This window comes from Qipengyuania pacifica, assembly GCF_019711555.1.
In the GTDB taxonomy this organism is placed as follows: domain Bacteria; phylum Pseudomonadota; class Alphaproteobacteria; order Sphingomonadales; family Sphingomonadaceae; genus Qipengyuania; species Qipengyuania pacifica.
The window spans coordinates 274649-299034 of sequence record NZ_JAIGNQ010000002.1 but is presented as its reverse complement, the minus strand read 5'-3'; the positions used below and the strand labels follow the sequence as shown (position 1 = coordinate 299034).

The following is a 24386-nucleotide window of genomic DNA, read 5'->3' as shown; positions in this document are numbered from 1 at the left end:
TGTGAACAGGGGCATGCCCCTGTCCACATGATCTCATCCGCCTTGTCATTATCGAGCGCAACCGCATGGAACCTGCTTTCAAGCCGAAGATCACTCCGATCGATCGCATTCAGGAAAACCTGGTTGCCCGGGTGGAGCGGCGTGCGCTGAACTGGCTCTGCGCCAGAATGCCGCGGCGCGTATCTCCCGATATGTTGACGGCATTCGGGATGTTTGGCGCGCTGCTGGTCTTCACGGGCTATCTCGGCAGCAATCTGGATCCTAACTGGCTGTGGCTCTCGATCGGCGGATATGTCGTTCACTGGCTGGGGGACTCCCTCGATGGCAGCCTCGCGCGCTTTCGCAAGATCGAACGCCCGCGTTACGGCTATTTTCTCGACCATAGCTGCGATGGTTTTGCGACCACGCTGCTGGTGGTCGGGATCGGCCTCAGTCCGTTCGTATTGCTCGAAGTATCCTTGGTGGCGCTGGCAGGGTATCTGCTCATGTCGATCCATGCTTTTCTGTCGGTTCGCGTGCTCGGCGAACTGCGCCTTTCCTACCTCAATGCCGGACCTACGGAGATGCGGCTGATCCTGATTGCCCTGACCCTGGCAATGTACATCGCCGGGCGCGAAGCTCCCGTTCTGTGGCAGCTCAATCCGTTCGATATTTTTGTGGGCGGGATAGGCATTCTGCTGGTGACGCTGTTCGTGACGCAGACAATTCAGGTCGCGCGGCGGCTGGCGGTTGAAGAGCCTCCGCTCAACTAGCTGAAAATACTTTCCCTTGTCCGACCTTGGCAAACGCCCGATGCGTCGCGATATCGCGGGCCTGCGCAACGAGGAGCCCCGCATGTCCGACAAGTACGATTTCGATCTTTTCACAATCGGCGCGGGGTCTGGGGGCGTACGCGCCAGCCGGGTCGCGGCTGCCCACGGAGCGAAGGTCGCAATCGCTGAAGAACATCGGGTCGGCGGCACCTGCGTCATCCGCGGCTGTGTTCCCAAGAAAATGCTGATCTACGGCGCACATTTCGCCGAAGATCTGAAAGACGCGCGCAATTTCGGCTGGTCTACCGAAAATGCCAAGTTCGACTGGGTAACCTTGCGCGACAACGTCTTGAACGACGTCGACCGCCTCGAAGGCGCCTATACCGAGACGCTGGAGAATAACGACGTCTCCATCTATCACGAGCGTGCCGAGATAACCGGACCTCACGAAATCACGCTGGCCAGCGGGACCAAGGTCACCGCCAAGCACATCCTCATCGCTACGGGTGCCCGCCCGCGGATGCCGGAGTGCCAGGGTGCGGAACACGCGATCAGTTCGAACGAGGCGTTCCATCTCGACGAACTGCCGAAGAAGATCATCATTGCAGGCGGCGGGTACATCGCGAATGAATTTGCCGGTATCTTTAACGAGTTCGGCTGCGATGTTCACATCGTCAATCGCGGCGACAAGCTGCTGCGTAGCTATGACGAAGCGGTTCGCGACCGGCTTCTGCAGATTTCGACGATGAAGGGCATCAAGTTCCGCTTCAACACCACTTTCGAATATATCAAGCCGTGCGACGACGGCGGGTATTTCGTGAAGATGTCCGATTGCGACGAGGAGAAGGCCGATCTCGTCATGTTTGCAGTCGGCCGCATTCCGAATACCGAAGGGCTCGGTCTTGAAACTGCCGGCGTGGAGCTTGGCGACAAGGGCGAGGTCAAAGTCGACCGGTTCAGCAAGACCAATGTGGATCACATCTACGCGGTGGGCGACGTGACGGATCGCGTGCAACTGACACCTGTCGCCATTCGCGAAGGCCAGGCTTTTGCCGACAGCGTTTTCGGGAAGGGGGACCCGGTTGCCGTGGACCACGGCTGCATCCCGAGCGCGGTTTTCAGCCATCCGCCTATCGCCGCAGTCGGCATGACCGAAGGCGAGGCGAAGAACAAACTCGGCAGCGTGAAAGTCTATCTGTCCGACTTCCGACCGATGAAGAACGTCCTCGCTGGACGTAACGAGCGTAGCCTGATGAAGATGATCTGCGACGGCGACAGCGGCAAGATCGTGGGAATTCACATGATCGCACCCGAAGCCCCGGAAATGATGCAGGCGGCTGCGATTGCGGTGAAGGCCGGTCTGACCAAGGCGGATTTCGATGCCACGACCGCGATCCATCCGACGATGGCGGAAGAACTGGTCCTGATGCGCTAGTGCAGCCGCATGAGCGACAGGTCTTCGGGCCTGACGTTCACGGCGCGCAATTCGCCGGGCCATGCGCTGCCGGTGACCAGTGCCTCTGCAGCCAGGGCCATGGCGGGGGAAGTCTGCAATCCGAAGCCGCCCTGGCCGGCGAGCCAGAAGAAATCCGGTGCGTGGCTGTCGAAGCTGGCTATGGGCAAACGGTCGGGCGTAAAGCTGCGCAGACCGGCCCATTTGCTCGCCAAGCGCGGGATCGCAAGGGTGGTCGCCTGCTCGACTGCCCAGGCGGCGCGGGCGACGTCTTCATCCTCGGGCTGGGCATCGCAGGGGGCGCTTGTCCCTTCGTCCATGGGGCAGGCTAGGAGGCGTCCGGCGCCTTCGGGTTCGATATAGAAGCCCGGGCCGACCGTCTTGGTGAAGGGCCATGCGGAGACATCTATCGGGACGTCGAACGTGATGACCGTACGGCGTAGCGGGCGGATGCTGATGGGTTTGACCTGCGCTAGTCCGGCAATCTCGTCGACCCAGGCCCCGGCGGCGTTGACGACCGTTTTTGCAGCGTAGCTTGTGCCCGGCGTATCGACGATCCAGCGTGTGCCATTGTGCCGCATGGCGGTGACCGGAGCGTCGCATGCGATCGAACCCCCGTCGTGAATCAAGGCTTTACGGTGCGTTTCGAGCATGGAGTGTGCATCGAGTTTGCGGCCGTTTTCGTCGAGCAGAGCGCCGCAGATGCGGTCTTCGCGCAGAACCGGGACCAGTTCGCGCGCCTCGGATACGGAGAGGCGCCGCGCGTGCGAGGACCATTCACTATAGTGATATGCAAGTCGATCAAGCGTATGATCCTGCTGTTCGAGAGCGACGAACAGTGCCGAATGGCGCCGAGCGTTCGGTTCTTCGAGCAAGGGGATGCTGGCCGCCGTCAGGGCCCGGACCAGGGCGCTGTCCATGTCGAAATGGGCGAAGGCGGCGCTACGTCCAGAAGCATGGACGCCCGGAGCCGCTTCCGCTTCGCACACGACGGTTCTGCCGTGCCTTGCCAGCCGGGATGCAACCGACAGGCCGGCAATCCCGGCGCCGATGACGAGATAATCGATCTGCAGCATGGTGCCTCGTTGCTCCTCGAAACCAATCCGCCTAGCCTTCTTGCGTGCATAACGACGGGGGACGCAGATGACAGCTACGGTACTTGTGACGGGCGGCACAGGCTATATCGGCGGAGAAGTGATCGATCGGTTGCTGGCGAGGGACTACACCGTCCACACGACGGTCAGGAACAAGGCGAAGAGCGAACCGAAATTGCGCAGCCGGTGGACTGGCGCTGGCGAGCGCCTGAAAGTGTTTCAGGCCGACCTGCTGAGCGATGAGGGCTGGGCGGAGGCGAATGCGGGTTGCAGCGCGGTTGCCCATGTCGCCTCGCCGTTTCCCCTGCGTGTACCGAAGAACAAGGACGAGCTGATCATTCCCGCTCGCGAGGGCACGCTCCGCGCACTCGAATTCGCCACTTCGGCAGGTGCCGAAAGGTTCGTGCAGACCAGCAGTGCAGCGGCGATCGCCTATGGGCAGCCGGACAAGGATCATTTCACCCATCTCGACTGGACGGATCTTACCGCAGGGGTCCCGCCCTATATCGAGAGCAAGACGGTGGCTGAACGCGCGGCGCGCGACTGGGTGGCCATCCATGCGCCGGACCTGATTTTCTGCTCGATCAATCCGGTCGCCGTTTTCGGCCCGGTCCACGACGATGACATGTCGACCAGCGTGGAAATCGTGAAGAAGCTGATCGACGGGTCGATCCCGCTGATCCCAAACATGGGTATCTGCGTGACCGACGTGCGCGATGTGGCGGAAGCGCATGTCCGCGCAATCGCGGCGCCTGCGGAAAAGGTCCGCGGCGAGCGCTTTCCGACGAGCGAGAAGTTCCTCTGGATAAGCGAGATGGCCGACATCATCCGCCAGCGCGTGCCCGAGCATGCGGGCAAGGTACCAAGCCGCCCGATGCCGAACTGGCTGGTGCGCGTGCTGGCGCTGTTTCTGGACGAAATGAAGCAGATCAAGAGCGAACTGGGCAATGTGCGCGATGTATCCGGCAAGCATACCGAGGACGTGCTGGGCATGCGTTTCATACCGGCGGAAGAAACGCTGGAAGCCACCATCCGCAGCCTGGTCGCCAAGGGAATAGTCAAGGTTTGACCCCGTGATCGGCCCGCACCGGCATGGGACGGAATTGCCATGCTGCATTGCCACCTGCGCGGTGTCTCGCCAGAAAGCGCATGAAACGAATCGTTGACGGGGTAAATGGATGAACATGCTGGCGTCGCGCGGGCAGCTGCGCGCAAGTTTCATTCGGTGGGCGCTCTTCACCGTGCCACTTTGCGTGTTGCTTGGATTTCTGGCGGGCCGTTTGGGCAGCCCGGACACGGCATGGTTCGCTGCTCTGGAGAAGCCCGGCATTTTCCCCGAACCCAAGTGGTTCGGCATCGTGTGGACTATTCTCTACATCATGATCGGGCTCGCCGTGGCGGTAGTCGCATCGGCCTGGGGTGCCCGGGGACGCAGCACCGCGCTGTGGGTTTTCGCCATCCATTTCCTGCTCAACCTGTCGTGGAGCTACGTCTTTTTCGGCGCGCAGCAGATCACCGGCGGGCTGATCGTCCTGGCGCTGATCGTGCTGACCCTGCTGGCGGTGATCGCGCTGTTCTGGCGCGTGCGCAAGCTGGCGGGGGCCCTGCTGCTGCCGTACCTCGCCTGGGTCCTGTTCGCGAGCGTGCTGAACTATCAGTTCCTCCAGCTCAATCCCGAAGCCGATGGCGGCGATGCCAATGGCGCGGTCGAACGCGTGCGCATCGGCAATTGATACGCGCGGGGTCTGCGCCTAGATAGCAGCCATGCAAAGCCAGAACCCGATGATCGCCGATTTCGTCAAACTCGCCAATTCGGCGGCCGGAACCCTTGCCGGCATGGGCCGCGAAGCGCGCGACGCTGCGCGCGAACGCGCCAAGGAAACCTTCGGCGGCATGGACTTCGTCAGCCGCGAGGAATTCGACGCGGTCAAGACCATGGCCAGCAAGGCACGCGAAGAAGCCGAGGATCTGAAGGCCCGCGTAACCGCGCTCGAAGCCCGTATCGGAAGCTGACGAGGGCCGCGGGAACCCGCTGCCAATTCAGGGTGTTGCAGTTCCTGAAAGGGGCTGCACATGTTTACCCAGCTCAATCCCCCGATACCCCTGCACGTTCTAGGGAAAGGTGACGGCTACGCTCTGGCCGTGATCGATTACGGCCAGGAGCATAATCTGATCTGGGTCACCGCCATCGACGATACGGGCGAGATCTGGTGCGCTCCCAATCCGGAAATTCGCATGCAGGCCAACTGGAGCATGGGGCGCAGCAAAGGACTGGCCGTGGCTGCATCGAAGGAAGCGCTGCGCCAGCAAGGCTCGACTTGAGCATCCGTTAGCTTAAGGCGGGGGCCATGCACCTCACCGCACCCGCCATTCTGGTCGCAGCCCGCCCGCATGGGGAAACGGCGGTGATCGCACGGATGCTGACCGAAGAGAGCGGCCTGGTTGCCGCCTATGTCGCAGGAGGACGGGGGCGGCAATTGCGCCCCGTCGTTATCCCGGGCAATCTGGTGCAGGCCGATATTCGTGCCAAGTCGGACAGCCAGTTGCCGTTCGCCCGGCTGGAACTGGTAACGAGCCGTGGGCCATGGCTGAGTGAGCCGCTGCCCGCCGCCGCCATCGCCTGGGTCACCGCGCTGACGGCCAGCGTGCTGCCCGAACGCAATGCCTATCCCGCGCTATACGATGCGCTGGGCGGATTGCTCGATGCGATCTGTTCGGCGCAGGCGGCGCGGCAGTGGGTCGAGGCGCTGGCCGTGTACGAAGCGCTGATGCTGCGCGAACTCGGCTATGGCGGAGAACGTCCGGCGATAGCGGACCTTGGGCAGGCCTTGGAAATTCTCGACCGGCAGGAGCCCCTTATCGCACGCTACCTGCTTGCCGATACCCGCACCGACGTCCTAGCTGCACGGCAACTCTTGCGGCAGCGACTGGCACGGATGGTAGAATGAAAATTGCGGTATTTGCAGGTGACGGGATCGGGCCTGAAGTAACGGCACAGGCGCTGCGCGTGCTGGACGAACTTTCCCTTCCCGGGCTGACCCTGTTCGAAGGCGATGTGGGTGCCGTCGCCTATCGCCGCCACGGCCAGCCCCTGCCGGACGAAACGCTGGAGATGGCGCGGGCGGCCGATGCCGTTATGTTCGGAGCCGTCGGCGATTTTTCGTGCGACGATCTGCCGCGCCACCTGCGCCCGGAGCAAGCCATTCTGGGTCTGCGCAGCGAGCTGGGTCTATTTGCCAATCTGCGCCCGGCAGCCGGTTTTCCGGGGCTGGAGCACCTGTCGTCGCTCAAGCCCGAGATTGCGCGCAGTATCGACGTGCTGGTGGTGCGCGAACTGAACGGTGACGTGTATTTCGGCGACAAGGGCGAGCGGGCGAGCGCCGGCGGCCGCGAAGGGTGGGACGCCATGTCCTATAACGAAGCCGAAGTGCGCCGCATCGCGCACACCGCCTTCCGCGCAGCGATGGGACGGGGCAAGAAACTGACCAGCGTGGACAAGGCCAATGTGCTCGAAACCAGCCGCATCTGGCGCGAAACGGTGATCGACGTCGCCAAGGATTATTCCGAGGTCACGCTGGATCACATGTATGTCGACAATGCTGCCATGCAGATGGTGAAGGCCCCCGGGCAGTTCGACACGATCGTCACCGGCAATCTGTTCGGCGATATTCTTTCCGATCAGGCCAGCGCCTGTGTCGGATCGATCGGACTGCTGGCAAGCGCCAGCCTGGGCGAACGCCAGACCGGATATGGCACGTTCGGCCTTTACGAGCCGATCCACGGCAGCGCGCCCGATATTGCGGGGCAGGGCAAGGCCAATCCGGTTGCTGCCGTGCTGAGCCTTGCCATGCTGCTGCGCCATTCGCTTGGCCGGGAGGAAGAAGCGGTACGCGTGGAGCGCGCGGTGGAGGGTATCCTTGCCGATGGAGTATTCGGCGGAGATCTGGGCGGCAATGCCACAACCGGCGAAATTGGCGATGCCATTGTTAGCAAGCTGCTAACCATATCTTGAGGATTGCGGCATAAGCGGGTGAAGCAATGGACATGAACCCGGAAACGCAGCCTTCCATGGCCTCCACCTCCGCAGCCAGCGCTCTCGAGCTGGCGATAATTCTCCCCACTCTCAACGAGCGGGACAATCTTGCCCCGCTGGTAGAGCGGATCGAAGGCGCGCTGGGCCGGTCCGGCTGGGAAGTCCTGATCGTGGACGACAATTCTGCCGACGGGACCAGTGACGAGGCGCGCCGCCTTTCCCTGTCCGATCCGCGCGTGCGGGTCATCCAGCGGATCGGTCGCCGCGGTCTGTCGAGCGCCGCGATCGAAGGTTTCTGCGCCACCGCTGCGCCCTATGTGACGGTGATGGACGCCGACCATCAGCACGATCCCAAATTGCTGGTCGAGATGCTGGCAGCCGTGAAGTCGGGCGAGGCCGATGTCGCCGTGGCCAGCCGCTTTGCCGAAGGCGCGAGCATGGCCGAATGGAACCGGCCCGACCGCGAAAAGCTTTCGAGCGTTGCCAACACGCTTGCCCGCAAATTGACCGGGGTCGATTTGTCCGACCCGATGAGCGGATTTTTCCTGCTGCGCAGCGCCACGGCGCGCGAGCTGGTGCCCGGCCTTTCGGGGATCGGTTTCAAGATCCTGCTCGACCTGCTCGCCACTTCCGAAACACCGCTCAAGGTGAAGGACTTCCCGATGAATTTCTCCGCCCGCCGTTCCGGCGAAAGCAAGCTCGACCGAGCGATCGCCCTCGATTTCCTGGCCGGTCTTTACGACAAGAGCTTCGGCCGGGTCATTCCGACGCGCTTTGCGCTGTTCGGCACGGTCGGGGTCATCGGCGTGGGTGTCCACATGGCGATCCTCTACGCCTTCATGCTGGTGGGCGGCGCGAATTTCAGCTGGAGCCAGGCGGTCGCGACCTTCGGCGCGATGACGTTCAATTTCTGGCTCAACAACTTCCTCACCTATCGCGACCGGCGCCTGAAAGAAGCGAACAAGGTATTCTGGGGCTGGGTCAGCTTCATCGCCGCCTGTTCCATCGGCGCCTTCGCCAATGTGGCCGTGGCAACGACGCTGCACGATCGCGGGTTGCCGACCGTCGTGGCCGCGCTGGTCGGCATCGGCATCGGTTCGGTCTGGAATTATGCCCTGTCCAGCCGCTTCGTCTGGGGGCGGTACTGACCCGCGGAAGCTGAAAGACGCGCTAGCGCCAGCTTGCGAGCCAGGTCCAGACCTTGAAACTGTCTGGCCCGGCGAGCGGTGCGGCGCTGATGATCGGGTAGAACCAGGCGAACATCAGCACGCTGCCGATTACGGGCGCAAGCGCGGATTTGCGCCAGCCATTGCGCCATAGCGCATCGCAGGCCAGCGCCAGTGCGGCGAGCAGGGCCATGCTGGGCAGGCTGTAGTGGTAATAGAACTGCACCGGCTTGTTGGCGAAGATCCAGAAAGCCAGGCTGACGATGTAGACGACCACCGCGCCGAGAGCTGCCCAGTAGCGGCGCACCACGCCATGCCAGGCACACCATGCGAGGGCCGGGAGGCCGAGAATCATGGTCAGCGGATTGCCGATCAGCATGATGCCGCGCTGCACCCCGTCGACCGGTTCGTAGAGATACCAGATCGCGCGGGCATTCAGCACCCATTGTTCCCAGGTCGACTGGTAGGGATGCGGCTTGAGCACGTTTTCCTGCTGCATGAGCATGAACTGGTGGTGGAAGATCAACCCTTCGGTGATGGGATTTTCACGAAAGAAGAAGGCCGGCAGGAAGCTGGCGGCGTAAACGACCAGCGGAACGACGCCGAGCCATAGCGCGGCTTCGACCAGCGTCGTGCCGGGAACGGGCGCGCCGCGGCGGCTGAGGAAGAGGCGGCGACGTCCCGCTGCTGCGCGGGCAAAGAAGAACACCAGACCCGGCAACATGGCCACCGTGATCGCATTCCATTTGGCTCCCATGGCAAGCCCAAGCGCGATGCCCGTCAGCGCCAGCCGCCAGCGCCCCTGTTCCGGCTGGCGGATCGCCCCGGCGAACTGCCATGCGGCGACGCACAGGAAGGTCAGGTAGAAAATGTCCAGCATCGCGATGCGGGCATGGATGAAGAGGTGGAAACCGGTTGCCACCAGAACGCCGTAGGAGAGCGTTGCGAAACGGCTTTGCGTGCCGAACCATAGCGCGCGCATGGCGGCGAACAGGGCCAGCGTTCCGAACAGGGTCGGCAGCAGGCGCCAGCCCCAGGGATTGTCGCCGAACAGGGCGATGCCGAGCGCGATCAGTTCCTTGCCGACCAGTGGATGTTCGCGGTTGATGAATGTGCCCAGCGTCAGAAACTCGCGCGCGGCGGGCAGATAATGGACCTCGTCGAAATAGGGATGGGTGACGACGGTCAGGAACGGCAGGCAGCCCAGCAAGAAGGCGAGCGCCAGGGCGGCGCACCAGCGGATCGGGTCCTTGGGTTGCTCTGGCGCGCGGCTCATCGCCTGCTGGCTTAGAAAAGCCGCGCGCGCGCATCAAGCGGGATCAGCGGGTTGTGCGCTTCTCCAGCCAGAACAGGCGCGCGACCATGGCTAGAAGGCCGATGCTGGCGGTAAGGGCGGTGAAGATCACCCATGGCACGATGTTCATTCCTGCTGCGCGGGCGCGGGGAACGATGAAGAACAGCGCGGTCCCGGTCGCGAACAGCAGGTCCCACCACACCTGTACGCCCCACAGGTTGGTGGTGTGATTGGTCCAGACGAGCACCACGCCTTCCTTGAAGATGGTGATCGCGGTGTAGCCGAAGAAGGCAGCGGACAGCACTGCGGCCAGCAGGGCGCTGCCCGTCGCTTCGCGATTGGTCAGCACATGGGCGATGACGAGCAGGATGGCGACCGCGCCGCCTGCAGCGAGGAGTTCATAGGACGTCATGGCAGCATCTCCCGAAGGTATGTAGCGAGTGCTACACTTGTAGCGATTCGTAGCGCTCGCTACAAGTCGGGAATGGCGCCCAACCGTATGTCCCGTGAAACCCTTCTGCCCATGATGACAGGATATGTGCTGGAGAACGGCCTTGCCGATGTCTCGCTTCGCCCGCTGGCGAAGGCGGCGGGAACGAGCGACCGGATGCTGCTCTATCATTTCGGCAGCAAGGAGGAACTGGTAGCCGGGTTGCTGGAGTATCTGGCCAGCATGTATGCCGCTACGCTCGACGCGGCTTTTCCCGATGGTGCAGCGACATCGCGGCGCTCGCTCGCCGAGGCGGTTCTTAGGACCACGGCGCAACCGGACTTTGCCCCGTTCATGCGGGTGTGGTGGGACATCGTTGCAGGATGCGCGGACGGCAATGCCCACTATCTCGCCAGCGCCGGAGCGATGGGCGACAGGCTGCTGGAATGGATCGAGGCGCATTTGCCGACCGACGACCCCAACCCCGTTGCCGGTGCACGAGCCGTGCTCGCGGTAATCGAAGGGGCCATGATGCTGCGGACCATTGGGCGCGGCGATATCGGTGAAGCGGGGCTTGCCGCGCTGGAATCCTAATCTGCTTGCGGGGCGGGGCCTCCGTGCTATCTCGCCGCGCTATGAAAAAGACTACTGGCATGGACCGTTCCGTCACCTCCAAATGGCGCCCCGCGACGCAGGCCGTGCGCGGCGGCACGTGGCGTAGCGAGCAGGGCGAGACCAGCGAGGCGCTGTTCCTCACCAGCGGCTATACCTATGACGATGCGCAGACCGTCGCCGATCGCTTTGCCGGCGAAGCGGCTGGAATGACCTATTCACGCCTCCAGAACCCGACCGTCGCGATGCTGGAGGAGCGTATCGCGCTGATGGAAGGGGCCGAGGCCTGCCGTGCGCAGGCGAGCGGCATGGCCGCGATGACGACTGCGCTCTTGTGCCAGGTTTCCGCTGGCGACCACGTGGTCGGCGCGCGGGCCGCCTTCGGTTCGTGCCGCTGGCTGCTCGATCACCTGCTGCCGCGCTTCGGGATCGAGACAACCGTCGTCGACAGTGCGGACGATGATGCATGGGAAGCTGCGATCCGGCCGAACACGAAGGTGTTCTTCTTCGAAACGCCGGCGAACCCGACGCTCGACGTGGTCGATCTGGCGCATGTCTGCGGAGTTGCGCGCGCGCATGGCATTACTACCGTCGTAGACAATGCCTTTGCCACCAGCGCACTTCAGAAACCGATGGAGTTCGGCGCGGATGTGGTTGCCTATAGCGCGACAAAGCTGATGGATGGCCAGGGCAGGGTGCTGGCGGGTGCCGTATGCGGATCGCAGGAGTGGATCGACGAGGTGCTGCTGCCGTTCCAGCGAAATACCGGCCCGAACATTTCACCCTTCAATGCCTGGGTCGTGCACAAGGGGCTGGAAACGCTCGACCTGCGCGCGCGCAGGCAGAGCGAGAATGCAGTGGAACTGGGCAAGTTCGTGGAAAGCCGCGTACCCAAGATCCTGCACCCGGGGCTGCCAAGCCACCCACGCCATGAACTGGCGCAGGCGCAGATGGTCGCCACCGGGCCCATCTTCGCGCTGGACGTGGGCGATCGGGCCACAGCCTTCGCCCTGCTCGACGCGCTGGAACTGGTCGATATTTCGAACAATATCGGGGATGCGCGCAGCCTCATGTGCCATCCCGCGAGCACCACCCACGCCGGCATGAGCCAGGAAGCACGCGACGAGATGGGCGTGACCGAAGGACTGCTGCGCATCAATGTAGGGCTGGAAGATGTCGAGGACATCAAGGAAGATCTCGACCGCGCCCTGGCGACAGCGGGGCTCTAGCGTCGCCAGCGATTGCGGGTGGCGATCCGCTCCAGTTCCTCGCCCAGAGCATGGGCAGTCGTCATGGCGACCGGACAGGAGGAATCGTCGGTGAGCACGCCATGGACGTCCAGTCCGGCGCCGCTGACGAGTGCCATCAGCAGCCCTTCGTCGCGCGTCATCCCCGCTGCACAGCAGGGGGCAAGGAGGATGCGGCGCTGCGAAGTCCGGGCCAGATCGACAATCAGCGCCCGTGCCAGCACCAGAAGCTTGCGGAAATCGGTGCCGCCGGCGTCGAGGGCTAGCATGGTCGCCCGTGCGTCATGCAGACCGTGACCTGCCATTCTTCGCAGTATCACGAGCCCCAAGGTCTGATGCCGTCGTGCGGGGAAGGGAAGCTCGAGAGCGGTCGAATCATGCGGATGGGCCATGCGATCTCCTTCGCGGCCCATAGTATGCAAATGATAATCATTCGCAAGTGACGAGTTCGAGGTTTTCCTGTTCAGGCGGTCCTGAAAGGGCGTTGAAGGGAATAGAAGCTTTGAAAGTTGGCGCTGGGATCACCGTCCGCGGCATGACCCATGGGAATTGAATCGCTGCCGAGAGATAATAAAGGAAAGCCGGTCAGAGTACCAGCAGGGCCATTCCCGCAATCGGCGCGATGAGCGCCAGATTGACGAACGAATCTCCGCAGTGGTCGCGGGCCAGTTGCCCGAAGAATGCGATGATCATGTTCAATCCCCCGATTGCCGCAGTCCGGGCTCGCCCGAAACCGCTGTCGGGGGCATGTCTAGAGCCCGCCTCTTAGGAGACTGTCACGAGTCACGGTAAAGCGGAATTAACCTTTCAAAGGCCCTCGGGGCCGCGTGTATCGGGGAAATTCCTGCGCACATACTTGCACAAGGGGATCAGGGCATTAGGTTGGCCATGTGATCAAGGAGCTTTTCCAGCATGCCGCAATGACCGACGGGATAACCGTTCGGGTCGCGGTGAACTTCCTGCCCGAACAATCCCGCCCAGAGGCCGGGAAATGGTTCTGGGTCTATCACATCCGTATCGAAAACGGTTCGCACGAGCGAGTCCAGCTAATCACCCGTCACTGGCGGATAACCGATGGGGCGGGCATGGTCAGCCATGTCGACGGGGAAGGCGTGGTCGGTGAAAAGCCCGTTCTCATGCCTGGTCAGAGCCACGATTATGTATCGGGTTGCCCACTGGATACGCCGCATGGCTCGATGGAAGGGTTCTATACATTCCACGCGGAAGACGGGTCGCCGATGGAAGTGCGCATCCCGTTCTTTCCGCTCGCGGCGCCTGCCACCGCAAACTGAAGCTCATTCTTCCTCTTCGCTCAGGTCGGAAACCGCGAAGCTTCCAATTTTTATCTTCGGCTTGAGGTCCAGCCATTCGGCCAGGATTTCGAAATCGCGCGTCGCGGGATAGATTGCGAGAGCTGCGCGGCTTTCGTCCAGACGCAGGACCAGGCTCTTCTTCTTGCGTTTCAGAGCGCTGGTGGTGAGCGACATCCTGCTGCCACCCCCCAATCGGCGTGCGAGGCGGAAACCCAGCCCCCAGGTTACACCCTCGCGCAAGTCGTCGTCACTGGCGAGGACGCGCAGCCTTTCGGGCAACTCGGTGCGGCCCATGCTGCCGAACAGCGCGGCGCAGATCATTGCGCGGCCCCTTGCATCCAGATCGATCCAGCGCTTGCCCAGCGACCATTCGATCGCATGGCTGTCGCGCAGATTGGGTTCCACCCGCTGGAGTGCGCCGGACAATTGCGCTGCGGCCAGGCGCAGACGTTCGTTCAGCGTTCCGTCACCGTCAGCGAGATCGACTGTCCAGGCCGCAAGTAAAGTCGCTTCGGTGATCGATGCATCGCGAGGAGCGGCATAGGCTGTCACACCCGCCAGAAGCGGGTCGGCCTGCATCTGCCCGGGTTCGAGCCGTGAATAGAGCAGGCCTTCGCGCAGGCCCCAGGAAGAGAACACCAGTTCGTCCGGACCGATCTCGTCCAGCAACGGGCAGAGCAGGGCCGCGGCATCGGGCAGATAATTGGCGCGCATGGGGCTGATGCCGGAGATGTCGATCAGCTTTTCCGGATCGGCCGCAACGAGTTCCTTCGCCAGCCTGCGGGCATCGTCTGGCAGCAGTGAAAAGCCGTGCGGATCGGTCAGCGGGTAATCGATGTATCGCATGGCGTAAGCCGCAAGCGCACGCCATGTGCCGCCGACCATATACATCGGGCCGGTGTGGGCAGCGGCCCAGCCGACCGATGCGAGCTGTTCGTGCACCGCGCTTTCGAATGCTTCCGGGCCTTCTGCGCGAAGCGCGGGCAGGCGAAGGGTGCCCAGCCTCAGGCTAGACGCTTCGCGACAGTCATTGTCGGCGATCGAAACCAGTTCGAGGCTGCCCCCGCCGAGATCGGCGACGACACCCTGCGCACCGGGAAAGGCCCCCAGAGCGCCCATGGCCGAAGCACATGCTTCTTCCTCGCCCGACAGAAGGCGTGGTGTAAGCCCGAGTTTCGCGACGGCTTGCAGGAATTCCCCGCCATTTTCCGCATCGCGGGCCGCTGCGGTTGCAACGGTCTGCACGTCTTCCACGCCGAGATCGGAAATGATGAGCGAATAGCGCGCGAGCGCAGCGAGCGCTTCGTCCCATGCTTCCTTGGGGATCCGTCCCGTATTGGAAAGGTCGCGGCCGAGGCGCGCAGCGACCTTCTCGTTCCAGACCACCTCGGGCGCACGCCCGGTCCCTTCGTAGATGACCATGCGCACCGTATTCGAACCGATATCGATCACTGCGCGCGGCGGCTGGATCAGGCGGCGTTGCCATTTGGCCGAACGGGATTTGTTCATGTCTCTGCCCCTCCGAGGGTCAGGCGAGGGACTTCGTGATCGGTCAGGGCTGCCCCGCGGCCCGACAGCGACGGATTGGACATGAAGTACTGATGGCAGTTGAACCCGCCATCATCGGTCCGCATGCGCCGGTACTGGCCATCCGGGTCCAGCCTCCAGCTTTGTTCGGTATCGAGGATATTCGCCAGCATGACCTGCCCGAGCACCTGGTCGTGGACGGTCTTGTTGGTGATCGGGACCATCACTTCCACGCGATGTTCCAGATTGCGGCTCATCGCGTCGGCACTGGTGAGATAGACTTTCGCCTGGCGGCTGGGCAGCGTCTTGCCATTGGCAAACGCCCATACGCGCGAATGTTCGAGGAAGCGGCCGATGACCGACTTCACGCTGATATTCTCGGAAATGCCGGGCAGGCCGGCCCTCAGTGAGCAAATGCCGCGAACCACCATGCGGATTTCCACTCCGGCGCGGCTGGCCTCGTAGAGCTTGTCGATAATCGCGCGGTTGGTAATCGAATTGAGCTTCACCCAGATGCCCGCAGGCTTGCCCGCCTTGGCGTTGGCAATCTCGGCATCGATCAGTTCGTAAAGATGTTCCTGAAGGCCGATCGGCGACAGCGATATGCGTTCCAGCTGGTCGGGCTCGATATAGCCAGTGATGAAATTGAACATCTTCGCCGCGTCGCGCCCGAGCGTCGCATCGGCCGTGAAGAAGCTGAGATCGGTATAGATCTTCGCGTTCACCGGGTGATAATTGCCGGTGCCGAAGTGGCAATAGGTGCGATAGCCATCTTCTTCCCGCCTGACGACGAGGCTGACTTTGGCGTGCGTTTTCCAGTCGGTAAATCCGTAGATCACCTGCACGCCGGCCCGCTCGAGCTCGCTAGCCCAGTGAATGTTGCGCTCTTCATCGAACCGGGCCTTGAGTTCGACCACGGCCGTCACTGCCTTGCCGTTCTGGGCAGCTTCGATGAGCGCCGCGATGACCGGGGACTGGTCGCCCGCGCGATACAGCGTCTGCTTTATGGAAACCACGGCGGGATCGACCGCAGCCTGATGCAGGAAATCAACCACCACATCGAAGCTTTCGAAGGGATGGTGGATGACGATGTCCTTCTCGCGGATGGCGGCGAAGCAATCGCCGTCATGTTCGAGAATGCGTTCGGGATAGCGCGGACTGAAGGGTTCGAACTTCAGATCCGGGCGCGGCTCGCCGCAGATGGTGGCAAGATCGGCCAGGCCAAGCATCCCGTTCGTCTTGACGATCATCGCCTCTTCGACATCGAGCTGATCGCGCAGCAGCGCCTCGGACACCTCGTCGCAATCGTCGTCCAGTTCCAGCAGAACCGTCCGGCCTCGCCGCCGTCGCTGGATGGCGGTGCGGAAATAGCGGACAAGGTCTTCGGCTTCTTCTTCGACCTCGATGTCGCTGTCGCGCAGGACACGGAAAATGCCGTCGCCCAGCACCTTGAAACCGGGGAAAAGCTGGTCGGCAAAACGCGTAACCAGCTGTTCGATGCCCACGTAGATCGCTTCATCGCCCGGGACACGAACGAAGCGCGGTGCGCCGCTGGGGATCAGCACCATCTCGATCAGATCGGCCTGCCGCTTCCCGCGCTTAAGACGGAAGATCACCCCGATGCCTCTGTTCGCCACGAAGGGAAACGGGTGGCTGGGATCGATCGCCTGCGGGGTGATCAGCGGCAGGATGTCGCTTTCGAAATAGCGCGCCAGCCAATTCTTGCAGTCTTTCGACAGATCGTCGATCGATGCCAGCAGGATGCCTTCCAGCGAAAGCAGATCGCGCAGGGTTTCCAGACTTGCCTGCTGGCGATCTTCCAGCGCGAGCAATTGTTCGCGGATCGCGGCAAGTTGCTGGCGCGGACTCGACCCGTCTATGCCCAGCGTTTCGATGCCGCGCTGCACCTGCCCCTCCAGCCCGGCGATCCGGACCATCGTAAACTCGTCGAGATTGCTCGCCGAGATGGACAGGAAGCGCAGCCGCTCCAGCAGCGGATACCGCTCGTTCTCGCTTTCGGCCAGGACACGGCGATTGAAGGACAGCCAGCTCAGTTCGCGATTGGTATAGCGATCCTCGGGCGCAAGCTGCGCAAGCGCTTCGGCGTCATTGGCCGCTACGCGGGAAGGGAATTCCGTACTCATCGGGCTACGAGGCGGGGGCATGGGCTTCCAATATGACGGTTGAATTACACTGTGCCCTGATGGCAGGGAAAGAAAAGGCCCTTTCTCTGCATCTTGTTTCCTGCGCCGGTCGCATTTAAGGCGCAACGCACCATGAAGCGCACCCATCTGCCCCTGAACGCCCTGCGCGTTTACGATGCCGCGGCGCGGCACCTGTCGTTCACACGCGCTGCCGACGAACTGGCGGTCACCCCGGCCGCGGTCGGCCAGCAGATCCGCGCGCTAGAGGATCACTTGGGCACCGTGTTGTTTCGTCGCACCAGCAAGGGGCTGGAACTGACACAGGAAGGCGCGGCCGGTCTGGACGCGCTTCGCGAAGGGTTTCTGAAGTTCGAAGAAAGCGTGTCCGCCATGCAGGCCGGCCAGGCTTCGGACAGTTACACGATAGCTTGCCCGCGCGAATTCTATGCGCAGTGGCTCGCACCGCGGCTGGCAAAGTTCGGAGAGGGGGATGCCGATATCCGCTTCACCTTCGTGGCGGACGAGAATGCCGATTTCACCGAAGCCAATCTCGATTGCGCCATCCGGCTGGTCGACGGGCCGGGCGACCTGCAGGGGATCGAACTGGACGAGGCTCGCCGCGTTACCGTTGCGCGTCCGGCCGAACACGGCGGAGCGCCCGACAAATGGATCGACTGGGGCCTGCCGCTGCAGGACGGTGTCGCTGCACACGTCACCGTCTCCAATGCCGGACAGGCGCTGTCGTCGGCCTTGGCCGGGTTGGGCAAGGCGATCCTGCCGGAATTGCTGGCAAAGGAATCGATCGATGCCGGCAGGCTGGAGGTGCTGGACGGCCCCCATACCGGTACGCGCGCGTACTGGTTAGTTGCGCCGACCCCGCAATGGCGTACTAAAAAGGTCAGATCGCTGGTTTCGTTCCTTTCGGAATAGAAAAGGGTTCCCAATTTTGAATAGATTTTCTTGCGTGTGCGCATGAAAAAATCATATTTTTTCTTGGCTGGACTTTGAACTCTTTTCCCACGTCACGATATTCAAAAGATATTTATTTCTCTTTTGACTATTCGTCATTGTTTCGAATTTTAAGCCAGAATTAACCACGAATTCCAAGCCGGGCTTAACGCGGCAATGGCTACCCCACAGCCACAGGGGGCTAGCCTAATGATCCGCACTTTGCGCAATGTACTGACCGATACCAAGGGTAATACGCTGGCGATTTTCGCCGCGGCCCTGGTGCCGCTCGTGGCGATGATCGGTAGCGGGTTGGACCTGAGCTTTGCCTATATGGCCCGGGCCAAACTTCAGAATGCGTGCGACGCTGCAGTGCTGGCTGGGCGCCAGTCCATGAACGGCAACGTCTGGAAGAAAGACGATGACGGAGTGAATAAGGACGAGGTCGAGGCACACAAATTCTTCGACTTCAATTTTCCGTCGGGCATTCTTGGCGCTCGAGACGTGAATTTTCGTGTTAGCAAAGACCCATCGGATAGTGCCCAGATCATCGGCGAAGCCAGTGCGGAAATCCCAACCGCGATGATGCATATATTTGGCTTCAACACTATTCCCATCGAAGCAAATTGCGATGCCAAACGCGATCTTGGACATAACGATGTCATGTTGGTGCTCGATACCACAGGCTCAATGAATGACGCGCCTTCGATCGGCGGTGCGTCCAAAATTTCACGATTGCGCCTTGGTGCTTCGGGACTCTTCCGAGCGTTGGACGACACCGCGAATGGGGCAATTACACGGTTCGGCATTGTTTCCTATTCCCACACCGTCAATGTGGCGCGGAGCCTTAAGAATCGCGACATTTTAAAAGAGCAGTTGTATGCGGGCGGCGAATGGGAACAGCGGGTCTGCAAACAAAAAAAGGTGTGGTGGTCTTGGCAGAATGATGGATGCACTACCAAAACTTACGACAGGGACACTGATGCAGCGTCGACGGGCACTGTTTACATCGATAGTAACAACAGAATCGTAACCTACAGTCCAACCTTTGATTACAAAGGCGATGAGATCGTTCATATCGATGATACTCAATGGGCAAAACCAGCAAATAACAGCAATCAGAATATTCGAGATTTCCGAACAAGCGGTATTGGCTGCATCGAGGAGCGTTCTAGTGTCGGGCAAACGACCAGCCCTTTCAAGATTCTCCAGACCGTCAGTCAGCAAGATATCGACGCTGTCGCAGCAAACGGAAATGATACAGATTTCCAGTGGGGTCGTTATGATCCAGTGGTCCAGCAAGGTGAATCGCAAGACGGTTGCCCATCGGAATCGCAAAAGCTTGAAACTTACGCCAGCGAAAGTGCATTCAATGATGCAATCAACGATGCCACTGCCAATGTAACTGGTGGTACGTACCATGACATTGGCATGCTCTGGGGCGCTCGCTTCCTGTCGCCTACTGGGATGTTCGCCTCGGAGAACCCCACCAAGCACGGCATCGTACCTGTCAATCGACACATAGTATTCATGACCGACGGCCGGCTCGACACCGGCAACATGCTTTACTCTGCTTATGGTATCGACAGGTTCCACAATCGAATTCAGGGGTCTGGAAGCCAGGATCGGAAGCATATCAATCGTTTCCACTCTATCTGCGATCAGGTGAAATCGACCGGAACGACGATCTGGGTGATCGCTCTCGATGAAACTGACACAGACGAGATTGACGATTGCGCTACTAGCGACGCGCATTTCTACACGTCGGATGGCTCCGACCTTGAGAGCGTTTTCGAGACGATCGGTCGTGGGATCGGCAATCTGAGGCTTACGCGGTGATCTCGGTGAAGCATACAAGGCGGCGCCTCGGTGGCGACCAGCGTGGTGGCACGATTGTCGAATTCGCATTGATCAGCGGACCGATGGTCCTCTTACTGATGGGCGGACTCGAACTCGGATATAACAGTTATGTCCGGTCCATAATGCAGGGCGCATTAAACGACGCGGCTCGCACGGCGGCTGTCGAATTCCCGATCATCGATGTTGATGGAGACACAATCGAAGAGCAGGTCGAAAATTTGATCAAAGCTCAAGTAGCGCATGTAGCGCCGAACGCTGGTGTCGAAGTCACCCAGCAAAGTTATTTCGACTTTTCCGACATTGGAAATCCGGAAAAACTTATGGTCGACAACAATAAGAACGGCAGATTCGACCCGCATGACGGCGACTGCTTCGAGGATGCGAACGGCAACGGAACGTTCGACAAGGATGCCGGCAAAACAGGGAATGGTGGCGCCGATGACGTGGTACTCTATACCTCTCAGATCAGCGCGCCGCGGCTGCTGCCGCTACACGGGTTCGTACCAAGCATCGGACCGACAATCGAATACACTCTTACGACTGCCGTCAGAAACCAGCCATTCGATCAGCAAGCGACTGCCGCGGTGATCTGTGGTTAGAAAGCTGCAAATCTTCCGTATTCTGCGGCGCGACACGCGCGGCGTGGCGCTAACCGAATTTGCGTTCGCTGCGCCGATATTTCTCACTCTCGTCATGTCGGGCTTGGAGCTTTCGAACCTTGCACTCGCGCATCTGAGGGTCAGTCAGATGGCAATGACCGTGGCTGACAATGCGGGGCGCGTCACAGGAGGAATCGACGAAGCCAATATCTATGAGGTTTTTACAGGCGCGGAGTACGCAGGTAGCGGCCTCGACTTTAAAGAGCACGGGCGCATGGTGCTTTCCAGCCTGCAGCACAATAATCTTTCCGGCAACGATGAGGGGCAGACGATCGTCTGGCAACGGTGTTGGGGCGATGACAAATCGGTTCGACCCCAATATGGCAGGGAAGGTCATGGCAGGGACAACGATGATCTGGAAGCAGGTCTAGGCTCTGGTGGTAATAAAATCACCGCGCTCAGAGACACCGCAGTGATGTTCGTAGAAGCCACGTATCAATACCAGCCTTTGGTAACGACCGGTTTTTTCACCACGCCGACAATACGATATGAAAGCGCCTTCAATGTGCGTGGGCGTCAGAACAACGTCATTAGTAACACGCAAGATCTCGATGAAATGACTTGCTGAGTACCGACGATCTCAGCGTTTGCCATCGAAATACGCAAATACGGCGGCCAATCCGGGGGGATCGCGTTCTTCGCGCATCTGTTCCAAAGCCGATGCGACGTCCAGCCTGTATTCGGCCTCCGGCCCGTCCTGGGAGACATGGTGTGCTCCCAGGCGCCGGATGAAACTGCGCGCGGCCTCGTTCTCGCTCAGCACATTTGCCGAAAACGCGGTCAGCCCGCCGGCGAAGGCATCAAGCAGAAGCGTCGCGGCCAGTAAGCGTCCGACGCCAAGGCCGTGATAAGCATCGACAACTGCGATCGAGAATTCAGCGATCGGATCGGCGGTGCCCGGCCGGATGGCGCGCACGACGCCCATTACCGGCTGTGAAGGATCGGTCAGGTCCAGCGCGCCCCAGGCAAGATGGCGCACTCCGTCCGCACCCAAAAGCCGCTCGATTATCCAATCGGGCGGGCTTGCCCCTCCAGTGAAGAAACGCAGATAGCGCGAACGGGGGCTCATCCGCGCGATTCCCTCCCGCAGCCGGATCTCGTCGGCTGGGGTGACGATACGAATGCAGACAGGACGCCCATCTACGAGACTTGTCTGGATCGCAGCATCGCCGCAGCCTTTAGATATGGGAATCCCGGTGTAATCGTCGCCGGTACCGACCATCTTCATCTCCATCACGGCTCTGCATTGCTTGTTACGCAACAGAACCCGGCCCACCCACCCTGTAGCGCGCGCTTTGCCGTTTCGAACCCTTTATATCCGCGACAACCCGATCAGAAACGCCGCATGACGCCTAAACGGCCTTGGACATAGCTGTATCCCGTCCCGACGGAACCGTTGTTCGAAGGCGTGTCGGTGTAGATAATTTCGCCGAATGTCGACCAGTTGCGATCCGTGTCGGGGCTTTGGAAACGGAATTGGGCGAAGTTCGACCGGCGCCAGTCGGTGGCTGCGTCGCGCTGCGCGCCGATGCCCCCCGCGCCGAGCAGTTCCCATCCGCCCACGAACCGGCGAAGCTGCACTACAGGAAGAACCTGTGCGTACCAGCGCGGCGAATAATAATCGAATTCACGTGGCTCGCTGTCGTGGAAATATCGGCCTCGCAATTGCAGGCTGAGCCCCCATTCCGGTTTCACCACATGCACGTAATTCGCTCGCGCGTGAAGGCGCAGGTTCTCTCCGGTGAAATCCTGTATTCCTCCCAGCACTGTCACGATGTTCCGGTCATCGACGGGCAAATCGATGGCGGCCCCTACAAAGGTGGAATAGATGTTTTCATCAAGCCCGCGGGGCGTTTCCACCACGTCGCGTTCGATGAACAGCTCCTTGCGGAAGGGGCTTTTGTCATGGATCGATGCCGACCCGATGACCGTATGACCATCGGTCCCCGCCAGGATGGACCAGTTCCAGTTCCCGCTGCCACCGGCATAGCGTCCGAACACACGTTCGCGGCTTCGCGTGCCGGTGCCGGATGGATCGTACCAGGCCTTTTCCACTCGTATGCCGATACGGTCGTCATCGCCTGCATTGCGCAGATCGAAATCGATTGCCGTACGAAGAATGTCGGTGTCGTCGCTATCGGTGGATGCGAATACCTCGCCCCCCAGCGCGCGGGAAGGCTCGATGTCCTGTGCGCATGCGACACCGGGGAGGGCGGCGCTCAGGACGAGCGCGGCGATCGTCTTATATGTGGGCGTCAGTTCCATTGTTTGCGGCCTCCTGTCAGTTCGGCGAGGTAGCCCCACACCGAAACGGGCTGCATCAGCAGCGGATAGATGAAAGCGTAGAGAAGGAAGCCGCGCAGGCTCTTCTCCATGTCGATATTGTTGCGTTTCAGCATTCTGGTCTGGATGCGGTAAATGACCACATTCCAAAGCGCCGCCAGCGGCAGCACCAGAAGGGTGATCGGCCCGGCCAGCCAGAATATTCCGAGAAAGGCCAGGATCAGGCCTGGAATGAAGGCGAAGGTGAAAGTCAGATCAATGCTGACGAACAGCAGGTTCCACCAGATGAACATGGTGCGCAGCCGTGGAGCGACCAGCAGGCGTTTGTGGATCGCCAGCGCCTCGATCATGCCTCGAGCCCATCGTTTGCGCTGGTTCGACAGGCCCCTCAACGTATCGGGTGCGTGCGTCCAGGCGACCGCGTCCTCCGCATGGCCCGTTTTGTAACCCATGCGAAGTAGCGACCAGGTCAGCACGATGTCCTCGCCCACCGTGTCGGGCCATCCGCCCGCTTCGACCAACGCAGCCTTCCGGTAGATCGAGAACGCCCCCTGCGCGACCAGCGTACCGTTATACATGCCCTGCATGCGCTTTACCGCTGCGATGCCGTGGAAATAATCCCACTGCTGCGCTCGCGTGATCCAGCTATCGTTCTGGTTTCCGACGAGCACCGCACCCGCTACGGCCGCAGTCTCGGGCGAACTGGCGTGCAGATGCTCGACAAGCGCGACAAGGCAGCCTTTCTCAAGCAGCGTATCGGCATCGATCGTCACCACCAGATCGTGCGCGGCGAGGGCCAGTCCGTCGTTCAGCACGCGTGCCTTGCCCCGGTTCTGCTTTTCACTGACGAGCAGCAGGTCGCGCCCGCTCGACCCCGCGAACAGTGCCTCGGCATCCCGCACGGCCGTGGCCGTCCCGTCGGTCGAGCCGTCGTCCAGCACCATGATCTGCAGCGCGCCGGGATAATCCAGCGCGGCGATGCTGCGCAGTGTCTCGCCGATCAGCGCTTCCTCGTTATAGGCGGCGATGAGGATGCTCAGCGCGGGCCATTGCTCGGGCGTGCGGCGCAGGGCATGGGGCCGCAGCACCAGGCTGGCCATGAGAAACGCGTTCATGAAGCCCGGCACATAGGCGACGAAAGCCAGCACGAACAACGCTGCCAGCGGGTGCGTAAGCCCGCCCAGATCGCTCAGCCAAGGTAGCGACAGCCAGATGCTGAATACGACCCACCCCAGCGCCAGGATCATCGACAGGCCGAAGCGCCCTGCGGCCCAGCGGTCTCGCCGGTGAGCCTCTTCCCGGATCCGGTCGGGTTGCCAGCCGTGCGAAAGCCGCGCTGTGCTGTCCGCCATGATGTCCCTCCGATGGTGGCAGACGATGTCACCTGGCGCGCTGTGCGCACAGGTTCCGTCGTGGATTCAAGAGTTTGTGGTTAACGGTGCGATAACCGCGCCTGCGAACCCTTCGCTAAGGTTGCGGGCGCAGGAAGACATGGCAGCCACAGGGGATGTTCCATGTTCGACACGCTCGGCGACCGCTTGATCGACGGCGCGATCGTGCTCGCCATCTTC

The 24386-nt window shown here is 61.2% G+C and carries 25 protein-coding genes and 1 pseudogene; 17 read left to right on the top strand and 9 right to left on the bottom strand.

Annotated elements, in window-relative coordinates:
• The first annotated feature begins 65 nt into the window (after positions 1-65).
• Complete coding sequence (locus tag K3177_RS06685; RefSeq protein ID WP_221597645.1) at positions 66-752, top strand: CDP-alcohol phosphatidyltransferase family protein; 687 nt, start codon at positions 66-68, stop codon at positions 750-752.
• 82 nt (positions 753-834) lie between these two features.
• The gene (gene gorA / locus K3177_RS06680; RefSeq protein WP_196846441.1) at positions 835-2187 is read left to right on the top strand and encodes a glutathione-disulfide reductase; all 1353 of its coding nucleotides are present in this window, start codon (positions 835-837) and stop codon (positions 2185-2187) included.
• Here gorA and K3177_RS06675 read toward each other — a convergent pair.
• Positions 2184-3281 (bottom strand): NAD(P)/FAD-dependent oxidoreductase, encoded by a 1098-nt coding sequence (locus tag K3177_RS06675; protein WP_221597644.1) that lies wholly within the window; start codon positions 3279-3281, stop codon positions 2184-2186. The genes gorA and K3177_RS06675 overlap by 4 nt on opposite strands.
• 67 nt (positions 3282-3348) lie before the next feature.
• On the opposite strand from K3177_RS06675, the gene K3177_RS06670 reads away from it, so the two are divergent.
• The 7 genes from K3177_RS06670 to K3177_RS06640 all read left to right on the top strand — a co-directional run bounded on the left by K3177_RS06670 (position 3349) and on the right by K3177_RS06640 (position 8480).
• Entirely contained in the window at positions 3349-4368 is a 1020-nt protein-coding gene (locus tag K3177_RS06670; protein WP_221597643.1) for an NAD-dependent epimerase/dehydratase family protein, read from the top strand.
• Between the two features lie 109 nt (positions 4369-4477).
• Positions 4478-5032 carry a TspO/MBR family protein gene (locus K3177_RS06665; RefSeq protein ID WP_196846438.1) on the top strand — a complete coding sequence of 185 codons (555 nt, stop codon included), beginning with the start codon at positions 4478-4480 and terminating at the stop codon, positions 5030-5032.
• A 31-nt stretch (positions 5033-5063) separates the two neighbouring features.
• Positions 5064-5312: an accessory factor UbiK family protein gene (locus K3177_RS06660; RefSeq protein ID WP_103023165.1), complete on the top strand. Its 249-nt coding sequence runs from the start codon at positions 5064-5066 to the stop codon at positions 5310-5312.
• 60 nt (positions 5313-5372) lie between these two features.
• A complete protein-coding gene (locus tag K3177_RS06655) occupies positions 5373-5621 on the top strand; it encodes a hypothetical protein (RefSeq protein WP_221597642.1) in 249 nt (82 codons plus the stop codon).
• Positions 5622-5647: 26 nt separating this feature from the next.
• A complete protein-coding gene (recO, locus tag K3177_RS06650; RefSeq protein ID WP_221597641.1) occupies positions 5648-6247 on the top strand; it encodes a DNA repair protein RecO in 600 nt (199 codons plus the stop codon).
• Positions 6244-7311, top strand: coding sequence for a 3-isopropylmalate dehydrogenase (gene leuB, locus K3177_RS06645; RefSeq protein ID WP_221597640.1), 1068 nt, complete (start codon positions 6244-6246; stop codon positions 7309-7311). Before recO ends, leuB begins: the two co-directional genes overlap by 4 nt.
• Before the next feature lie 32 nt (positions 7312-7343).
• The gene (locus K3177_RS06640; protein WP_221597639.1) at positions 7344-8480 is read left to right on the top strand and encodes a glycosyltransferase family 2 protein; all 1137 of its coding nucleotides are present in this window, start codon (positions 7344-7346) and stop codon (positions 8478-8480) included.
• Positions 8481-8502: 22 nt separating this feature from the next.
• On the opposite strand, the gene K3177_RS06635 is transcribed toward K3177_RS06640, so the two are convergent.
• The gene (locus tag K3177_RS06635; protein WP_221597638.1) at positions 8503-9774 is read right to left on the bottom strand and encodes a phospholipid carrier-dependent glycosyltransferase; all 1272 of its coding nucleotides are present in this window, start codon (positions 9772-9774) and stop codon (positions 8503-8505) included.
• Between the two features lie 43 nt (positions 9775-9817).
• Positions 9818-10204, bottom strand: coding sequence for a hypothetical protein (locus tag K3177_RS06630; protein WP_221597637.1), 387 nt, complete (start codon positions 10202-10204; stop codon positions 9818-9820).
• Between the two features lie 87 nt (positions 10205-10291).
• Here K3177_RS06630 and K3177_RS06625 point away from each other — a divergent pair, with 87 nt between their 5' ends.
• Both K3177_RS06625 and K3177_RS06620 read left to right on the top strand, forming a co-directional pair.
• Positions 10292-10816 (top strand): TetR/AcrR family transcriptional regulator, encoded by a 525-nt coding sequence (locus K3177_RS06625; RefSeq protein WP_221597636.1) that lies wholly within the window; start codon positions 10292-10294, stop codon positions 10814-10816.
• Between the two features lie 41 nt (positions 10817-10857).
• Positions 10858-12063, top strand: a complete 1206-nt coding sequence (locus K3177_RS06620) for a trans-sulfuration enzyme family protein (RefSeq protein ID WP_221597635.1) — start codon at positions 10858-10860, stop codon at positions 12061-12063.
• Here K3177_RS06620 and K3177_RS06615 read toward each other — a convergent pair.
• Positions 12060-12473: a DUF6628 family protein gene (locus K3177_RS06615; RefSeq protein ID WP_221597634.1), complete on the bottom strand. Its 414-nt coding sequence runs from the start codon at positions 12471-12473 to the stop codon at positions 12060-12062. The genes K3177_RS06620 and K3177_RS06615 overlap by 4 nt on opposite strands.
• Positions 12474-12974: 501 nt before the next feature.
• Here K3177_RS06615 and apaG point away from each other — a divergent pair.
• A complete protein-coding gene (gene apaG / locus K3177_RS06610; RefSeq protein WP_103023442.1) occupies positions 12975-13373 on the top strand; it encodes a Co2+/Mg2+ efflux protein ApaG in 399 nt (132 codons plus the stop codon).
• 3 nt (positions 13374-13376) lie between these two features.
• Here apaG and K3177_RS06605 read toward each other — a convergent pair whose 3' ends face one another.
• On the bottom strand, positions 13377-14903 hold the full coding sequence (locus tag K3177_RS06605) for a Ppx/GppA family phosphatase (protein ID WP_221597633.1): 1527 nt from the start codon (positions 14901-14903) through the stop codon (positions 13377-13379).
• On the bottom strand, positions 14900-17065 hold the full coding sequence (locus tag K3177_RS06600) for an RNA degradosome polyphosphate kinase (protein ID WP_221597632.1): 2166 nt from the start codon (positions 17063-17065) through the stop codon (positions 14900-14902). The genes K3177_RS06605 and K3177_RS06600 overlap by 4 nt, the downstream gene beginning before the upstream one ends.
• Positions 17066-17197: 132 nt before the next feature.
• Here K3177_RS06600 and K3177_RS06595 point away from each other — a divergent pair, with 132 nt between their 5' ends.
• The 5 genes and pseudogenes from K3177_RS06595 to K3177_RS06580 all read left to right on the top strand — a co-directional run bounded on the left by K3177_RS06595 (position 17198) and on the right by K3177_RS06580 (position 21100).
• Positions 17198-17995: a LysR family transcriptional regulator gene (locus K3177_RS06595; protein WP_103023177.1), complete on the top strand. Its 798-nt coding sequence runs from the start codon at positions 17198-17200 to the stop codon at positions 17993-17995.
• Positions 17996-18223: 228 nt separating this feature from the next.
• Positions 18224-19852: a TadE/TadG family type IV pilus assembly protein gene (locus K3177_RS06590; RefSeq protein WP_221597631.1), complete on the top strand. Its 1629-nt coding sequence runs from the start codon at positions 18224-18226 to the stop codon at positions 19850-19852.
• Complete coding sequence (locus K3177_RS06585) at positions 19849-20472, top strand: TadE/TadG family type IV pilus assembly protein (RefSeq protein WP_221597630.1); 624 nt, start codon at positions 19849-19851, stop codon at positions 20470-20472. Before K3177_RS06590 ends, K3177_RS06585 begins: the two co-directional genes overlap by 4 nt.
• Positions 20465-20626 (top strand): annotated as a pseudogene (locus K3177_RS15535) (TadE/TadG family type IV pilus assembly protein); the annotation flags it as partial. The gene K3177_RS06585 and the pseudogene K3177_RS15535, both read left to right, overlap by 8 nt.
• Complete coding sequence (locus K3177_RS06580; RefSeq protein ID WP_345725383.1) at positions 20627-21100, top strand: pilus assembly protein; 474 nt, start codon at positions 20627-20629, stop codon at positions 21098-21100. It begins immediately after the preceding pseudogene.
• A 12-nt stretch (positions 21101-21112) separates the two neighbouring features.
• On the opposite strand, the gene K3177_RS06575 is transcribed toward K3177_RS06580, so the two are convergent.
• The 3 genes from K3177_RS06575 to K3177_RS06565 all read right to left on the bottom strand — a co-directional run bounded on the left by K3177_RS06575 (position 21113) and on the right by K3177_RS06565 (position 24167).
• On the bottom strand, positions 21113-21754 hold the full coding sequence (locus tag K3177_RS06575; protein WP_247714319.1) for a GNAT family N-acetyltransferase: 642 nt from the start codon (positions 21752-21754) through the stop codon (positions 21113-21115).
• 110 nt (positions 21755-21864) lie between these two features.
• Complete coding sequence (locus tag K3177_RS06570) at positions 21865-22797, bottom strand: hypothetical protein (RefSeq protein ID WP_221597628.1); 933 nt, start codon at positions 22795-22797, stop codon at positions 21865-21867.
• Positions 22788-24167, bottom strand: a complete 1380-nt coding sequence (locus K3177_RS06565; RefSeq protein WP_221597627.1) for a glycosyltransferase family 2 protein — start codon at positions 24165-24167, stop codon at positions 22788-22790. Before K3177_RS06565 ends, K3177_RS06570 begins: the two co-directional genes overlap by 10 nt.
• Positions 24168-24386: the final 219 nt, after the last annotated feature.